At 42.5% G+C, this 15,579-nt stretch carries 16 protein-coding genes; 14 read left to right on the top strand and 2 right to left on the bottom strand.

Translation table 11 applies throughout. The features are described 5' to 3' along the window. Window positions 1–280: 280 nt before the first annotated feature. Window positions 281–949: a hypothetical protein gene (locus WC805_01260; GenBank protein MFA5967132.1), complete on the top strand. Its 669-nt coding sequence runs from the start codon at window positions 281–283 to the stop codon at window positions 947–949. A 479-nt stretch (window positions 950–1,428) separates the two neighbouring features. On the opposite strand, the gene WC805_01255 is transcribed toward WC805_01260, so the two are convergent. Further along, on the bottom strand, window positions 1,429–1,782 hold the full coding sequence (locus WC805_01255; protein ID MFA5967131.1) for a four helix bundle protein: 354 nt from the start codon (window positions 1,780–1,782) through the stop codon (window positions 1,429–1,431). Between the two features lie 66 nt (window positions 1,783–1,848). On the opposite strand from WC805_01255, the gene WC805_01250 reads away from it, so the two are divergent. The 13 genes from WC805_01250 to WC805_01190 all read left to right on the top strand — a co-directional run bounded on the left by WC805_01250 (window position 1,849) and on the right by WC805_01190 (window position 13,397). After that, a complete protein-coding gene (locus WC805_01250) occupies window positions 1,849–2,883 on the top strand; it encodes a reverse transcriptase/maturase family protein (GenBank protein MFA5967130.1) in 1,035 nt (344 codons plus the stop codon). Window positions 2,884–3,016: 133 nt separating this feature from the next. Continuing rightward, a complete protein-coding gene (locus tag WC805_01245) occupies window positions 3,017–3,931 on the top strand; it encodes a trypsin-like peptidase domain-containing protein (protein MFA5967129.1) in 915 nt (304 codons plus the stop codon). Window positions 3,932–4,130: 199 nt separating this feature from the next. Next, window positions 4,131–4,601, top strand: a complete 471-nt coding sequence (locus WC805_01240; protein MFA5967128.1) for a hypothetical protein — start codon at window positions 4,131–4,133, stop codon at window positions 4,599–4,601. 93 nt (window positions 4,602–4,694) lie between these two features. Next, window positions 4,695–4,877 (top strand): hypothetical protein, encoded by a 183-nt coding sequence (locus WC805_01235; GenBank protein MFA5967127.1) that lies wholly within the window; start codon window positions 4,695–4,697, stop codon window positions 4,875–4,877. Between the two features lie 2 nt (window positions 4,878–4,879). After that, window positions 4,880–5,830, top strand: coding sequence for an NAD(P)-dependent oxidoreductase (locus WC805_01230; protein ID MFA5967126.1), 951 nt, complete (start codon window positions 4,880–4,882; stop codon window positions 5,828–5,830). A 24-nt stretch (window positions 5,831–5,854) separates the two neighbouring features. Continuing rightward, a complete protein-coding gene (locus WC805_01225; protein MFA5967125.1) occupies window positions 5,855–6,223 on the top strand; it encodes a hypothetical protein in 369 nt (122 codons plus the stop codon). A 129-nt stretch (window positions 6,224–6,352) separates the two neighbouring features. Continuing rightward, window positions 6,353–6,925 carry a hypothetical protein gene (locus WC805_01220; GenBank protein ID MFA5967124.1) on the top strand — a complete coding sequence of 191 codons (573 nt, stop codon included), beginning with the start codon at window positions 6,353–6,355 and terminating at the stop codon, window positions 6,923–6,925. Window positions 6,926–7,146: 221 nt separating this feature from the next. After that, window positions 7,147–8,433 (top strand): DEAD/DEAH box helicase, encoded by a 1,287-nt coding sequence (locus WC805_01215; GenBank protein MFA5967123.1) that lies wholly within the window; start codon window positions 7,147–7,149, stop codon window positions 8,431–8,433. Window positions 8,434–8,444: 11 nt separating this feature from the next. Then, a complete protein-coding gene (gene typA, locus WC805_01210; GenBank protein MFA5967122.1) occupies window positions 8,445–10,253 on the top strand; it encodes a translational GTPase TypA in 1,809 nt (602 codons plus the stop codon). Window positions 10,254–10,575: 322 nt separating this feature from the next. Further along, entirely contained in the window at window positions 10,576–11,121 is a 546-nt protein-coding gene (locus WC805_01205) for a DUF2178 domain-containing protein (protein ID MFA5967121.1), read from the top strand. 68 nt (window positions 11,122–11,189) lie between these two features. Next, window positions 11,190–11,387 carry a helix-turn-helix transcriptional regulator gene (locus WC805_01200; GenBank protein ID MFA5967120.1) on the top strand — a complete coding sequence of 66 codons (198 nt, stop codon included), beginning with the start codon at window positions 11,190–11,192 and terminating at the stop codon, window positions 11,385–11,387. A 488-nt stretch (window positions 11,388–11,875) separates the two neighbouring features. Next, window positions 11,876–12,922 carry a hypothetical protein gene (locus tag WC805_01195; GenBank protein ID MFA5967119.1) on the top strand — a complete coding sequence of 349 codons (1,047 nt, stop codon included), beginning with the start codon at window positions 11,876–11,878 and terminating at the stop codon, window positions 12,920–12,922. Between the two features lie 79 nt (window positions 12,923–13,001). Continuing rightward, window positions 13,002–13,397 (top strand): cupin domain-containing protein, encoded by a 396-nt coding sequence (locus tag WC805_01190; protein MFA5967118.1) that lies wholly within the window; start codon window positions 13,002–13,004, stop codon window positions 13,395–13,397. Window positions 13,398–13,416: 19 nt separating this feature from the next. On the opposite strand, the gene WC805_01185 is transcribed toward WC805_01190, so the two are convergent. Next, complete coding sequence (locus WC805_01185; protein ID MFA5967117.1) at window positions 13,417–15,207, bottom strand: hypothetical protein; 1,791 nt, start codon at window positions 15,205–15,207, stop codon at window positions 13,417–13,419. Between the last annotated feature and the right edge of the window lie 372 nt (window positions 15,208–15,579).

Here is a 15,579-nt window from a genome sequence, read left to right as displayed (position 1 = left end):
GCTTAGCGCTTTGCTCTTTAAGCTTTGATCCTTTTGGACCCTTTGACCTTGATTTCAACCCCTGTTCGCCAGAACAGGGGTTGTTTGTATCCGGTAAACCACAAAGTTTTTCTGAAGATTAATATATGACCACAGTTGATGAAATAATCAGCTTCGGGAGCATAAAAACACTTGAATATAAGCGACTTTCATGTTATGATTTTAACAAATGGTGGTGCCTTTAATTTCAGGCAAATCCAACCACCTAGCACCCTGAAAAGGTGTATCGAGGAGCTATCTGATGTCAGATCAGCGTACTTCTGTTAGCGACGGCCTAGCCAGAGAGTTGGGTCGTATGACCGAGGATGCTGCCAGGAACTATCGTGGTGGCACAAAAAAGGCGGACCTAGCCAAAGGGCACCCCAACTTTGTCGAAAGGACCTATGAGTTGTGGGACCAGTTGGCTACTGAACAGGCTCTCCGCTTGCCGATCATCGAACGACCGGCCTGGAAGGTAGTCAAGCTCGGTGCTCACAAAAATGCCGATTCCTATCGCCAGGCACTCAAGAAAGCCGGTTACGAGATTGGGCGCTGGGCGAACGACATGATGGGCCATTCCAATTTCAAAATCATCCCCAAGCCGGTGGATGTTGAATTGGTGTTGGTCACCGTGGCTGAACTCGGTTTCCCTGATGGAGCCACCCGAAAAGACATTTATGAGAAAGCCCTGTCTCTGGATCTTCAGCTCTGCCCTCCCGAGGTCGGTCCGGCTCTGCGTCTGGATTATTTAGACCAGCCAGCAGGAGAATATCTACTGGTAGCCATGGAACCCATCGCGGGTTCCGATGGCGCTCTGCACGTGTTCAACGTTGCGCACGACGACGGCCCCCGTTGGCTCGGCAGCTACTATGGCAATCCCGGCCACGTCTGGGATGGCAGCTACCGGTGGCTGTTCGTCCGTGGCAAGTAATTCAGTACTTTGCCCTCGGAATTTTTGTTCTTTTGGATCCTTTGACCTTGATCTCAACCCGTGTTCTCCGGAACACGGGTTGTTTGTATCTGGTAAAATAAGTTTGGAACTAGGCGAATATGCCAGAGATCAAGGTTTCTGGCTGCCGAACCCAGTGTCCATACAGCGAGAGTATTCCCGATTAAGGTTTGGAATAGAGTACTGTATGTAGAAACTTCAAAAAATGAAGATACTTGGTGCGAGACATTCTGGCATTAGAGATGCCGCATAAAATACAACTCTAAAATCCTGTAAGAGTTAGTGGATCAAAGAGTGGTGGTAATGGATAATGTCTGGCACAATGCGGATTCCGATGGCGATCTGAACGTGTTCAACGTTGAACACGACGACAACAACCGTTGGCTCAACAGCAACTATGACAATCCCGACAACGTCTGGAATGGCAACAACCAGTGGCTGTTCGTCCGTGGCTACTATCTTTATTTCTCTCCTGGGCATCCAGGAGAGTTTTGTTTAATCAATTGACCATTCCACCCACCCAACATCTTACCAATCTCATCCATTTGCACGGATAATGCTACATATTTCTTATTGTCCAGCGACTTAGTTTCCCATAGCACCATTAAAAGGATTTTTAAAATATCAGTTTTGCGGATCGCCAGCCTAACATAGGGCTGTTTTTCTGCGCGGCTAAGGAAACTGGCCTGGGCAATGGCTTCCATAATCTCGATGAATAAGGTGTCTAGCCTCTGCCCCAGAGAATGGCGGTGAAGTTTGGGGATAACTTGGTAATAGCTATACCATAGGAGGTAAACCTGTTTCAGCTTCTGCAGGAGGGGGAGTAACTCTCTCTCTCTCTCTCTGTGTGTGTGTGTGTGTGAATCTCTTTACTTACCATCATGAAAATCGCTAAAGAATATTATAGAAACATTATCTCACTCGAGAATCTGCTGGAGGCCTGGCAGGAATTTGTTGTGGGTAAGCGCCACCGGAAGGATGTTCAGCAATTTGAAAGGGATTTGATGGATAATATCATCAAACTGCATAAGGATCTAGAGTTGGGTGGATACAGGCACTCGGCTTATAGTCCATTCAAGATATCTGATCCTAAGCCCCGAAACATTCATAAAGCTAAAGTCAGAGACAGATTGCTGCATAAAGCAATTTATCGGGTGCTGTATCCAATTTGGGATAAAAACTTTATCTATGATAGTTATTCCTGCCGGAATAACAAAGGAACTCACAAAGCATTTATTCGGTTACAAGAACTAACAAGAAGAATAAGTCGTAATTATACTCAACCTTGTTTTGCTTTGAAATTAGATATCCGCAAGTTTTTTGACAGTGTCGACCATAAAGTTCTAATAGATTTGCTCAAAGAGAAAATTGAGGATGAAAAGTTAATTGGGTTACTGTGGGATATTATTAATAGTTTTGAGCATTCTCCTGGCAAAGGTATGCCGTTAGGCAACCTCACCTCCCAACTCTTTGCTAATGTTTATTTAGATCCTCTAGATAAATTTGCCAAGCATAAGCTCAAAGCTAAGTACTATCTCCGTTATGCGGATGACTTTATATTTCTCTCTGATAATCCCGATATCTTATTGGGTTATCTGGTTGAAGTAAACCAGTTTCTTAAAACTAATCTCAAGTTAAATGTCCATCCCAATAAGATACATTTGAGAAAGTTTAACTGGGGTATAGATTATGTTGGTTATGTGGCTTTGCATCGCTACTCGATCCCCAGAAGAAAGACAGTCAAAAGGATATTCAAGAAGGTCGCCAGACTCTTGCGGGAGAATGATTATGAAGAATTAACTAATGCGGTGCCATCCTACTTGGGTTATCTTCAACATGCCAGTTCGTATAGACTAAGATGTCGGTTAGAGGAGCTAGTGGGGTATGCCACGAACCCCCTTGAAGTCAAGAAATGAGACACTAAACTCTCTTTTATAGACCGTCTCATTTGTCTCATTTTATCCCAGGTTCTATACTAAACCCGTAGACCTAAGTTCATTACCTATATACTGTCTTATTATCTCCTTTGGTCAAAGGTTATGAACCCATATGGTCTGCCAAGCAAAAATAGAATTTATGAAATTACCGCTAAATAATTTAAATTACCCTATTCGTCTAGTGATCGGCATCTCTTCCGGGTCGGGATTTTTTATCAGCTATAAATCAAATATATATTTAGTGACTGCTAAGCATGTACTGTACCAAGAAGACCTCGTTACTAAAGCCTCTGTGGCTTACGGGGATAAGCTCAGAATCCTCTGTTATACACTGTCGAAAGAAAAAATTTCTGATATACCTCGGATCTATGAAGTAGACGTCCAGCAAGTAACAAAAGACAAGAATCTTCTCGTGCACGACTCTGTAGACCTGGTCATATTAAAATTGGGTTATCTAAATGATGATAATAAGGGTGTTAAATTTTCGACAGGTATTACTAAAGTACAGGATTCTGAAGGTTCCATCGTAAATTATGATATGGATGGATCTAGAAAATTTGATAGTGTGGAAATTACTAACGATATTTTTGTATTAGGGTACCCATCTTCGGTGGGGGTAGAAAAACAAATAGATCCCGATTTTCCACTGGCAAGGAAGGGTATAGTCGCAGGAAAGAATCTTCTTAATAGGACCCTTATATTGGATTGTCCAGTTTATGGCGGTAACAGTGGAGGGCTGGTGCTTGAAATTAATTATGAAGCTCATTGCATTCATCTAATAGGGATCGTAGTACAGTTTGTCCCTTTCGTGGATATCTGGGAAAACAAAAAATTTCCGGGATTGTTGAACAAGACTCTACAAAATTCTGGTTATTCAATTGCAATACCCGTGGATTACATATATGATCTCATGCAGAAAATGGCTCAACCCTTTCTCGCGGAGCAAGAAATCCCATCTTTAGCCGTTGGGTCAATCCCGACATCCGGAGTTTCACAATCACCAATCGTAGAGGCAAAAATAGCTTAAAAAGTCCCTCGTTTTTACTCCTTTGGGGGGATTCCCATAAGTGTCGCCGAGTTTGTCATATCTGGAAAAGTAGCTCCCAGAGCATAAAATCATTGACAAAAAGTGTTTTTTGATATATGATAAAAATATAACCTTGAAAATTTCTGTTTGCTATTTTCAGAATAAAAATAGCGGGTCTATATGACCCATGGAGAGTGCCATGTGCACACCGATAATTATTGACCTAAGCAATGTTGTTAGCGCTAAAGAGGCTCTCAAGGCTTTCTTGGTCATGCTGAGCGAAAAACATTTCCAACTTTTCTTTAATGGAGAAGAAGTGGAAACGAGCGATGTTGTGAGGAATAGCGGATATATTGGATATGGATTTAAAGAAGGAGTACTTCCTAGCCACATCAGGAATATATACATCGCCGAACCACCCATTAAGGATATAGTGACCGCAACAAAAGAAGGCAAAGAATGGGAATTACTCATTTGTGTGAGTTATGCAGAGAAACGTGACTTGCAAGCACTCAAGCAGGCCTTGGAAGAAGAAGGTTTCAAATGTGAGATGAAGAAAAGGTCATTTTCTGTTGTTGACACCGATGGGAATATATTGGCTATTTACGGCCCAAACGTTACCAGGATTATGAAATCAAAAGTTGATTTTTTCCTTCAGCACATGGTTTAATAAACACTTATTAATTTGCACATACAACGCCACCCGAAAGGGTGGCTTATTTTTATATATCCTAGCCATTGGAACATCTGGTAAAATAAGGGTATGAAAAACACAATGTGTCCACACCCAGTTTCTAGTGCTGTTTATGGTTTGGGGTTGATCGGAGCGGCAGTCTATTTCATTAGCACTGCTACCAGTTTTGGTATGGGGGTGCTCGGTTTTCTGAAGGCCCTGGTCTGGCCGGCCTTTCTGATCTATCAAGCCTTCCAGTTCCTAGCCCGCTAAATATGTTTTCTAAAGCGCTATTTGTAGATTTCAACCAAGCGGATGTTCCGGCTTTAGTTTTAGATAGATTAAAGCAGTTAGTTTCGGCTTATGAGTTTGTTTCTAGCGACGAGCTAAAGAATCCAGGCGTATTAGCTACTGCGGATATAATTTTCTGCAGGATTTTTACCAAAATTGATAAGTCAACTATTGATGCTGCACCCAATCTTAAATACATCGGGGTGCTGGCGACCTCATTCGACAAAATAGATATTGAATATACCAAACAAAAAGGCATTGTAGTTTGTAATCTCGGCGGATATTCCACCGAAGCTGTGGCCGAATTTGTCTTCGCAATTCTATTCGAACACATCAGAGATCTAGAAAGAGCTAAGCAACAAGCCCGATCTGGCGATTATAGTTTTGACAAATTTATGGGTGGGGAATTAAAAGGCAAAACTCTCGGGGTAATTGGCGCTGGCAGAATTGGTTCCCGAGTTGCGGAAATCGGACTAGGCATCGGGATGAAAGTAATCTATTTCGATCGGAACGATAAACCGGCCATCAATCAATTAGGAGCCGTCAGAAAGGAATTAGATGAAGTACTGGTACAAAGTGATGTTATATCTCTGAATCTGGCTCTCAACGATCAGACGGAGAGAATTATTACCCGAGACAAGATCAATCTTTTAAAACCAGGGTGCATATTGGTTAATACTGCCCCATCCAAACTAACTGATATGGAAGCGATTGTGGATATGGCCGAAAAAGGTGAGATAGTGTGTATTCTAGATCATTCGGACAGTATGGATGCGGAGTCAGCAGAGGCATTACTTAAGACGCCTAATGTTGTTGTCTACCCACCCATTGGTTTTAGAACCAAAGAAGCTGATGTTGCCCGTTGGGAAGCCTTTATTTCCAATGTAGAACAATTTGCCGCCGGCCATCCCCAAAATGTAGTAAACTTGCAGTAGAAATCTCTATTAAGGAGGTGCACATTGAGAACCTGTGCCCTAGCTGATAAACCTGATATTCGGGAAGTGAGGAATTTATTCCTTGTCGGAGTTAATGTGGGGGGATATGCCTTATACCCCGGTCACTGGTGGAATAACCAGTATTATGAAGAATTCGCCTTCGATGATGACGAGATTAACGAAATAGCATCCATACTGGGCGAAGACGCGGATGTGTTGAGATTAAAGATGGGTGCCAACGCATCAGAAATGACTCTGCTGGAATTGGTCACTATTATCCAGTTCATCGAGAGTAAATCTGATGATGGTGATCAGAGATTTGAACTCGAAATCTCTAAGATCGATGAGGGGGCGGATGATCCTAGTCAATATTATCCGAGAAGTAATATTTAGGGTGCGGACCTGTTAGCCGGAACAATCCAGGGCGCTTTATTTGCGCCCTTGTTTTTTTATATCCTATAGCCGTTGATATATCTGGTAAAATATAATAAAGGCGTTATTAATTATTAATTGCAATTCATTATGAAGAAGCGAAACAAATTAGAGATTCGGAGCGCCCAGGGTATTGCTCTGATCTTGGTTGTAATTATTGTTGGTTATTTTGGCTATAATTTTATAACCAAAATTTTGGCATATTCTGCTTTGGTACCAAAAGATTATGATATTTCTCAGCAGTTACCAACCAATGAGACAGTGTTATATCAAAACATAAACAAAGAAAAATACGGTAATTATGATTATATAGCAGGCAGAAGAGGTGAGCTGATCGTTCGATTGAAGGACCGGGTGCCGCTATACAGAATTGCCCAAATTGCCGAGCAATATGGTTTACAAGTTGAAGCAAAATATTCAGCCGATGTGCCCTCTTGGATTTTAAGAATTATCGATCCAGGTGATGATATTGGAAAGATGCGGATAATAGATCCAGGAGATGACATTGGAAAATACACTGCGAATTATCTTAGACAACAAGGGTATAAAATTGATCCAAACGTAAGATATGATACCCTGGTTTCTAACGGATACTTGGAAAATATTTGGCGAGCCCTAGAAGCACATCCGGATATTTATTCAGTTAATCTAAACACCGTTTAACGCTGAAAGTAAACGAAATTGAAAACGGCTCAACAACAGCGGTTGTTGAGCCGTTTCTCCTATGTAGGCATACTATTTGCAGATCGGTAATAGTGGTTTTTGTTGACACAGAGCCTAATTTAGGATATAGTAGTGCGGTACGATTAAAAGGTAGGCCGGCCTCTTTAATGGGGCTGTATTTAATTGATACAGTCAGGCTTATCTAAACTAATTAAGACTCTATGTTCCACCATTCCAATAACTCAACTTCATCCAGCCGTTCCTCTTCAAGGAGTAGCGGTTTTGGTAAATCCAAATTTGGTCGCTCCAAGAGTAATTATTTTAGTAGGACAGTGGCTCAAAAGCCAGCTTTTGGGCAAAGCGGGGCTCGGGGCGGACGCAGTAATTTTTCCCGCTCGGCAGGGAAGTCAACTCTCAATATAGACTCCTTTATTAATAAAACAACAGCTAAACAAATTGTGACTGAGTTTCATCCCGAACATCAGTTCACAGATTTTGGATTAGATAAAGTGTTGGAGGAAATTGTTAATAAGAAAGGCTATTCAAATCCAACTCCCATCCAAGACAAGACGATCCCTTTTATTATGGCGGGCCGTGATGTAGTGGGTATGGCCAATACTGGCACTGGCAAAACGGCTGCTTTTTTATTGCCACTGATCCATAAAATCAATCATCAACGCCATGAGCGGATCTTAATTCTGACGCCAACGCGTGAACTCGCCCTACAAATTAATCAAGAATTTAAAAGTTTCACTTATAATCTTGGAATGCATTCCGTCGTTTGTGTTGGTGGTACAAATATTAACCCACAAATTCGCGAGTTGCGTCTTCATCACCAATTTGTGATTGGTACACCGGGACGGGTGTTGGATTTGATGCAACGCGGCGTCTTAAGACTTGATGATGTTAAAACTATTGTCTTAGACGAGGCCGATTGCATGCTGGATATGGGATTTATTAAAAGCATCCGGTTCGTCATATCAAAAATGCCCCAACCGAGGCAGACTCTGTTTTTCTCTGCTACTATGTCGTCAACGATCAAAAAATTGATTGATGAATTTTTACATGAACCCATGACCGTTTCAGTGGACACCCAAACCACTCCGACCAACATCGAACAAGATATAGTGCAACTCCGGGGTCGAGATCGGGTAGATGTTTTGCACGATTTATTGCAAGATCCCACCTACAAAAAAGTCTTAGTGTTCGGCCGGACCAAACATGGAGTAGAAAAGCTTTCTAAAGTTTTATTGGCTCGGGGGATTAAAGTCGAATCAATTCATGGTAATAAAAGTCATGGTGGTCGGCAGCGGTCGCTGAAGCAGTTTAAGGAGGGTGCCGTCCAGGTTTTAGTGGCCACCGATGTGGCCGCTCGGGGATTGGATATTAGTAATGTTAGCCATGTGATCAATTACGAATTGCCTGAATCTCGTGAAGATTATATTCACCGGATTGGTCGGACTGGCCGGGGTATTTGCCTTGGAAAAGCCCTGACTTTTATTAGTTAATTGCTCTGGACATGGAAATTAGAAATATCGCTATTATTGCGCATGTCGATCACGGCAAAACCGCTCTGACGGATGCTATTTTAAAGCAAACCGGAATGACGGAGGGTGACGTATCGATGGATTCCAATGATTTAGAGCGCGAGCGGGGGATTACGATCTATTCCAAAAATACCTCCGTCTTCTACCCTTCGGCAAGCTCAGGGCGTCCCGTAACTAAAATCAATATCTTAGATACCCCCGGCCATGCTGATTTCGGTTCGGAAGTCGAGCGGGTGCTGCGCTCAGTCGATTCGGTGCTACTAGTAGTGGATGCCGCCGAAGGGCCAATGCCGCAAACTAAGTTTGTGCTCAAAAAATCTCTGGAATTAGGGCTGAAGCCGATTTTAGTGTTGAACAAAATTGATAAGCCGGCAGCGAATGTGCAGACAGCAGCCGAAGCGGTTTGTGAGTTGTTTCTAGATTTAGGGGCGACCGACGATCAATTTAATTTCGAAACTATTTATGCCGTCGGTAGGGATGGGGTGGCCAAAAAGAGTATGGATGACGAAGCTACCGATCTCACCCCGATTTTAGATACTATTTTAGCCCAAGTCCCGGCTGCTTCGGGCGATAATTTAGCGGCCAAACCGCTCCGGATGCAGGTATTTAATTTGGCATACGATAATTTTTTGGGTCGCATGGGGATTTGCCGGATTTATGAAGGCACGGTTCGGGATGCTCAAAAAGTATTTGTGAAAGACGCTAATGGCAATGTATTTACCGGCAAGGTCAGTAAACTATATACCTTTGAGGGAATGGCGAAAAAAGAAGTGGCAGAAGCCAGCGCTGGTGATATCGTAATGTTAGCCGGTCTTCCCGATATTTATATCGGTCAAACTTTATTGGATAGCGACAAAACAGAACCGATGCCAGCGATCGCCATCGACGAGCCGATCTTGTCTTTATATATGTTTGTGAATACCTCTCCCTTTGCCGGTCAGTCGGGCAAGTTTTTGACTTCGCGCAAGATTAAAGAAAGATTAGAAAAAGAATTACAAGTGAATGTCGGCCTCAAGGTGGATTTTATGGATGCTAAGTTCAAAGTCAGCGGCCGCGGTGAGTTACATTTGGCAGTTTTGATTGAGAATATGCGCCGAGAAGGTTATGAATTAGCTGTGTCTCAGCCCGAAGTAATTTTTAAAGAGGAGAATGGGAAAAAGTCAGAGCCGTTCGAAGAAGTGTCCGTCTTGGTGCCCGAAGAATTTTCTGGAGTCGTGATTGAGAAATTAGGCAAACGCAAAGGCAATATGACCAATATGGGGATAGAAAATGGCGAAATCAGAATGTTGTTTGATGTGCCTACCCGCGGATTGTTAGGCTATCGCAACGAATTTGTCGTAGATACAAAAGGCAAAGGAATTCTCACTTCGATGTTTTTGGATTTTCGACCATATGCTGGCGATATTGTTAAAACTGAGCTGGGTTCGATGACCTCAATGGTAACCGGCAAGGCGCTAGGGTATGCGTTAAATAATTTGCAAGAACGCGGCACGCTCTACATCAAACCTGGCACGGAAGTGTATGAAGGCATGGTGATCGGGAACACCGCCAAGGGGGTCGATATGCCGGTAAATCCGATTAAAGGTAAACAATTGACCAATACGCGGGCATCCGGGACAGACGAAGCCATTCGATGCACTCCGCCGATGGAATTAACCTTAGAAAAAGCGATCGGGCTAATGCGGGAGGATGAATTTTTAGAAGTTACTCCCACCGATATCCGTTTGCGCAAGCAATATCTGACCGAGATCGAACGCAAGAAACACCTCCGCGACAAGTAAATTTTTTCTGTTACTTTCCCGAAGAAAGTAACCAAAGTCTTCTCGTAGTCACTCTCGCTTGGTATTAGAACCAAAAATATACCTTTCCGTTCTCGCCAGTGTTACTGGCTTCACGAAGCGGTAATTTTTGGAATACCTGTCGCTCGAGCTCCAATACTCGATCAAGGGAAAGAACGCTCAAACTCCAATGGCGGGCTATTGACGCAAACCCGACGATTCATCAATGAATTGTTGATAATATGATTTCAAAACTCTGTACTTGACAACTATGTTAGAAATATCTAACATAGGACTTAGTGATATATTTCTAACATGAAAAGGTATGACCATCAAACAGTTTCAAGTCGTAAAGATAATTGCTGCAATAACAGTGGGAGGGATAGTTGGCTATAGTGTGACTGTTAATAACTACATAGCTCCGGCCATTATCGTAGCTGCAGCGGCAGTAACTCTGTTTTATCTGCGCAGTAGGGTCAAAGGCATACTAGCGGATGAGCGGGACTATGAAATCGGCGGCCATGCCGCACGGTGGTCCATTCAAATTTTTAGCTGGATAGCAACTATCGCTATGTTTGTGTTGTATGCAGAGCGGGCACTCAATCCAATTTTTGAAATCGTTGCCTTTGTATTGGCCTATTCAGTTTGCACGCTTTTGATTCTCTATTCCGTTTTGTATAAATACCACGATCGCATCCGTTTCGCTAAAAATAAAACTTACTATATTATATTTGGGCTGATTTTACTTGCCGGTTTCACCCTAGTCGGCATTCGCTTATTTAGTGGGGAAGATAGTTGGATTTGCAGTAACGGTGAGTGGGTAGAACATGGCCATCCTTCCGCCGCTATGCCGACCACGCTTTGCCAATAATTATTATTCGAACAAAGTGAGAAGTTATCTTAGATAATAGTTCTCAGTTCATTCGAACAGTAAAAATTATGAAAAATCGGATTAAAGAATTACGCACCCATCTAAAAATCACCCAAGAAGAATTGGCTTATCGGGCGGGAGTGCGCCGAGAAACCATCGTTTTTTTGGAACAGGGCAAATACAACCCATCGCTAAAATTAGCCCACGATGTTGCCAAAGCTCTTAAAACCACTCTTGATCAGTTGTTTTTCCTCGATAACCACTAAAATTTAGATAACAATTTCTTATTGAAGAATCATTTCAGCTCCTCTTTTAGTTTTTGTTATAATTGAATCATCAAGCTTTTGGCTTCGGAGGTGTTTATGAAAAAACGCCAAGTCAGAATGGCTCGTTGTGGTAGTTCTCACTGACACTATGATCTCGGGTCAGCATGTGGAATAGAAGATCCACAAGATATTATCGCAACGAGGCCAACGCAACCGTTCAAAGGAGGTAATCTTATGAACGGAAAAAGTATCAATCTTTGCGAAGGAGCGGGAACGTCAGCCTGATTGTCAATGCGGCGATCTGTCGTTGATGGTTACTTGCTTATCGCGAAGATGGGGGGCCTAGCGCCCCCCTTTTTTTTATATACTAAAGATAAGGCATCGGATTTTCTTATTTCCACGCTAGTTTTAGGCGATGTGGTACAATAACTTATCACCGTTTTTTTGGTGTGCACATTACTAAAATATAAGAAGGAGGCCGATCTGCTATGGCCATCACTCGTTCAGCAGTATCTGCTAATTATGAATTAGCAGAAGAGATCTTTAGGATACTGCTGGAGGCGTTACGCCAGGGCAGATATCCTTATAACCTAAATGGGACTCCCCAACTTGAGGAGAATCTTCCATCTGAAACAGTTATGCCACGAGGAGGCATTGAGGAGGCGATCTTCTGGTTTGTGTCTTGTTTCTATATGCAAGGAGGCATAAATAGCCACACAGCGATTCAGGCACTTTTCCGGGTTTATGCTGTCTGTCCGGAGTTGTTTCAACCCAGCACGTGGCTTAAGGAAACTACGATGGCAGATTACAGCGAACAACTCAGGCAGGTGTTGAAAAACAATGGATTAGGCTTTCGATTGGAAGATACTGTTAAAAGCTGGTCATATGATTTGCACAAATTGGCGAAATACTGGGACGGTGATCCCCGTAAATTAGTCGAAGAAGGAGAGTTCGCTGATCTCTGTGCTAAGATCATTCGCAGCAATAAGAAAGATGCTGATCCTGCCTATGGTTTTCGGGGGTTCCAAGAAAAAATGGTTAGCATGATAACCTTTTTCTTGATGGATCGAAATCTGGTGGTCTATCGGCATATGCCGCTTCCGGTAGACTTTCATGTTCTACGGGTGCTAGTGTCTACGCGCATTCTGGAGGGTTTTCCAGAAACAAACTGCTACAGAAGAGAAGATTTTTTGGATATCGCCCGTGAAGTCACCTACAACTATTGCTGTCAGCATGAAAAAGAATGCGACAAAATTTGGCTACGTTTGTGCGATGCAATATGGTTGCTTTCGCGCAATGGTTGTTCGAAAAGCCCAGGCAACAGCAGCAAGCGGGGAGAATACCAAGCTCGTCAAACTAAGGTTACTCCTAGTCACCCCGAACCTAAATCTGGTAGCTCCTGGTGCCATCTTTGCCCGCTCAACAAGGAATATTGTCAGTTTAATGTTCCCGCTGCCAGATATTACGTAAATGACTTAGTAGAAACGAGAGGATCTCGAGAAAAGGAACCGTACTTTGATTTCGAATTTAAATAGCGTCTCACGACGCTATTTTTTGTTTGTTATACTAGAGGTGGTTTAATCGGTAAGATTATATAAAATTAAATGTAAATATATGAAAGGATATGTTGCAGATATTGGGCAAGAAACAAAAACCAATACTAATTTTAGGAAAGTGCTCTATACTGGGCACCACAGCCAACTAGTTTTGATGAGTTTAAAGCCAGGCGAGGATATCGGTGCAGAGGTGCACCCTAATGTTGATCAATTTTTCCGATTTGAACAAGGAACAGGACAAATAGTTATCGATGCGAGCGTTCACGAAATCAAGGCGGAATTTGCGGCCATTGTTCCAGCCGGAGCAGAACACAATGTGATCAACACTGGCACCGAAGATCTGCGGCTGTATACTATTTATTCACCGGCTGAACACCAAGACGGCATAGCCAGGGTAACTAAAGCGGATGCTATTGCCCAACCCGAAGAATTCGACGGCAAAACTACCGAATAATCATTAGGTGAGAGGCTATTTAGTTGATCTTTTCGAGAATATTGATTTCCTCGTTGGGTTGCAATTTCACAGAAAAATCAGTAATCCCTCCTTTAATTTCCAACAAGTCCGCTATCGGGTTAGGACAATTTTTACAGATCTTTTCTAAGGGGATCATGATCTTGCTTTGGAATTCGTTGCGGTCAGCGGCATAGATGGACTCGGGTAAATGAATATTTTTAACTTCTTGGCCGGCCCGAGGCAATAAAAATTCAATTATCTCAATAGTGGCAGAAGCTGATTTCAACTCTTTGGAAGTGAGTTTTTGTCCACAGATATAAATCCTTTTTTCAATTTTATCCAACAAAATAGAAGCAGTTTGCTTGATAGTTCTATATTCTGTTTCTGAAATTAAAGTTTTTTGCAATTGGCTCTGCCGGTCCAACCGGTGCAATTTATAAGAGCTACTGGATATCCAAGGTGAGTAAATTTTTTGATCGAAATCCTGTTCCAGTCTAACACCGTCAGTTTCTAAGCCATCTTCCCAGGAAATATAATCAATCGCCACAGATTTATTGGGGTCTAGTTGCTTTAACCTATCCATTAATCCGGGCAATTTATCTCTTAAGTCATCGTGGGGAGTAACTACCAACAAATCGCCGCCTTGGCCCCCGCCGGTTAATTTGATCCCAGCCTTCATACTGCAAAAAGTTTGCGTGTAGTCGCGAATGGCAATGCTCAATTCCTGAATACGCGGTGTGGTTAAAGTTAGTAGACGCAAGCTGTAGTTGTGTTTACGGACGGCGCGAGACAAATTACGAATAGATTCTTCGCTATATAAATTAAAAACATGGTGCAATGAGTTTAGTATTTCAATTGCTACTGTCGATAAAGCGTTCAGATAATTAAACCACAGAAAATCTTTAATGGAGATGTTATGCAAAAAGTTATGTCGCTTGTCATTAACTACCGATTCGAGATGTTGTTGGATTTCTTGGGCCACAGCATCCAGACTATAACGGACTTCTCCAGTGGTGTTACTAGTCAACCCGGTGGAGCGGTTTTCTCCGGAATTGATCAATAAAATATCTATAGGCCAATTGAGAGTGTGCTGTTTAGTGATGATTTCTGATAAATCTCCGCCCCAATATGATAATTGGTTTATATCATTTGTCACGTTGTTTTGGTCCGTAGTTTTAGGTGAACAACAGAAAATAGGCAAGGCAGTGCGTGCAGCGGGGCTGAAAGTGCGAATGGCGGGGTAGGTTTTGCCATGAATGATTGAGTTAATCTTCCAAGCCAAGCGGAACATTTGGTTAAATCGAGTATTTTTAGATAATTGCGAAGTGGTTATCTGAGACCATTCCAAAATGTCTTCAGAGGTTAACTGTTTCAAGGCCATAAAAAACACTGTGGCTAAAGCGACCGAAAAGGCGCCTACGGTATTCAGTCCGCATGACATCGGTATTTCACTTAGGCCATAAATCTCATAACCGACGAAAGTACCCTGCGGAGAGATTTTAATGGCTTCTTGGTATAAGAGTTTAGTCATCTCTGAAAAGTCATAGCTTTGCGGGTTTATCTCGCTAAATTCATTTTTACGGGGCAAATGATGTCGAAAAGATTTCAAGTAGAACCCTGGCTTATCGGCCGGTCGTAATCCGGCGTAACTGCGTAAGGGGATATGTTGCGTGATGCCAATTCCGCCGGAAAGTATGCAATGTTCGCCGCCCCAAAAAAAATCGCCCGGGGCGGAGGCGACTAGCGAACATTTGGCAAAAAATTCCCCATAGACAGTGGGTAATATCTGTTGTATTGCCTTGGAGTTCATATTTTTTTACTTATCCTGCTTCCAATATAAGGCAGATTTAATTGGCTGTCAAATTGATTATTTACCTCTGGAAGCCAGTTTTTCTAGATTTTTTCCATATTTTTCTGTTTCAGTGAAAACTAGTCTTATGGTAAGTACCTTTACATATTGATTGGCTCTGGAGGAACGACATGCCTGTCTACCAAATGGATTTATTTCCTGCCAGTTTAATACTTTTTGCCTTTTTCCTCCCTCTAATTGTTTGGGGAATTGGGCGATGGCTCGACAAATAACACAGCTGGAGGTTCAACATGGTTGGACATACTGTACTAGCTCATTGTTCTGGATGCGGCCAGCTTTTGGCCATAACGGCTCATCCAGAAAGTGCTACTC

This window comes from Patescibacteria group bacterium (assembly GCA_041659905.1).
Lineage (GTDB): Bacteria > Patescibacteriota > Kazan-3B-28 > Kazan-3B-28 > UBA10110 > UBA10110.
This window is presented reverse-complemented; position numbering and strand designations above follow the sequence as displayed.

What these genes read in the sequence shown, in the direction of transcription:
- WC805_01185 (MFA5967117.1), bottom strand. Translation starts at nt 15,207, where the DNA reads ATGAACTCCAAGGCAATACAACAGATATTACCCACTGTCTATGGGGAA.
- typA (MFA5967122.1), top strand. Translation starts at nt 8,445, where the DNA reads ATGGAAATTAGAAATATCGCTATTATTGCGCATGTCGATCACGGCAAA.
- WC805_01215 (MFA5967123.1), top strand. Translation starts at nt 7,147, where the DNA reads ATGTTCCACCATTCCAATAACTCAACTTCATCCAGCCGTTCCTCTTCA.
- WC805_01250 (MFA5967130.1), top strand. Translation starts at nt 1,849, where the DNA reads ATGAAAATCGCTAAAGAATATTATAGAAACATTATCTCACTCGAGAAT.
- WC805_01245 (MFA5967129.1), top strand. Translation starts at nt 3,017, where the DNA reads ATGGTCTGCCAAGCAAAAATAGAATTTATGAAATTACCGCTAAATAAT.
- WC805_01240 (MFA5967128.1), top strand. Translation starts at nt 4,131, where the DNA reads ATGTGCACACCGATAATTATTGACCTAAGCAATGTTGTTAGCGCTAAA.
- WC805_01235 (MFA5967127.1), top strand. Translation starts at nt 4,695, where the DNA reads ATGAAAAACACAATGTGTCCACACCCAGTTTCTAGTGCTGTTTATGGT.
- WC805_01220 (MFA5967124.1), top strand. Translation starts at nt 6,353, where the DNA reads ATGAAGAAGCGAAACAAATTAGAGATTCGGAGCGCCCAGGGTATTGCT.
- WC805_01200 (MFA5967120.1), top strand. Translation starts at nt 11,190, where the DNA reads ATGAAAAATCGGATTAAAGAATTACGCACCCATCTAAAAATCACCCAA.
- WC805_01260 (MFA5967132.1), top strand. Translation starts at nt 281, where the DNA reads ATGTCAGATCAGCGTACTTCTGTTAGCGACGGCCTAGCCAGAGAGTTG.
- WC805_01205 (MFA5967121.1), top strand. Translation starts at nt 10,576, where the DNA reads ATGACCATCAAACAGTTTCAAGTCGTAAAGATAATTGCTGCAATAACA.
- WC805_01195 (MFA5967119.1), top strand. Translation starts at nt 11,876, where the DNA reads ATGGCCATCACTCGTTCAGCAGTATCTGCTAATTATGAATTAGCAGAA.
- WC805_01230 (MFA5967126.1), top strand. Translation starts at nt 4,880, where the DNA reads ATGTTTTCTAAAGCGCTATTTGTAGATTTCAACCAAGCGGATGTTCCG.
- WC805_01190 (MFA5967118.1), top strand. Translation starts at nt 13,002, where the DNA reads ATGAAAGGATATGTTGCAGATATTGGGCAAGAAACAAAAACCAATACT.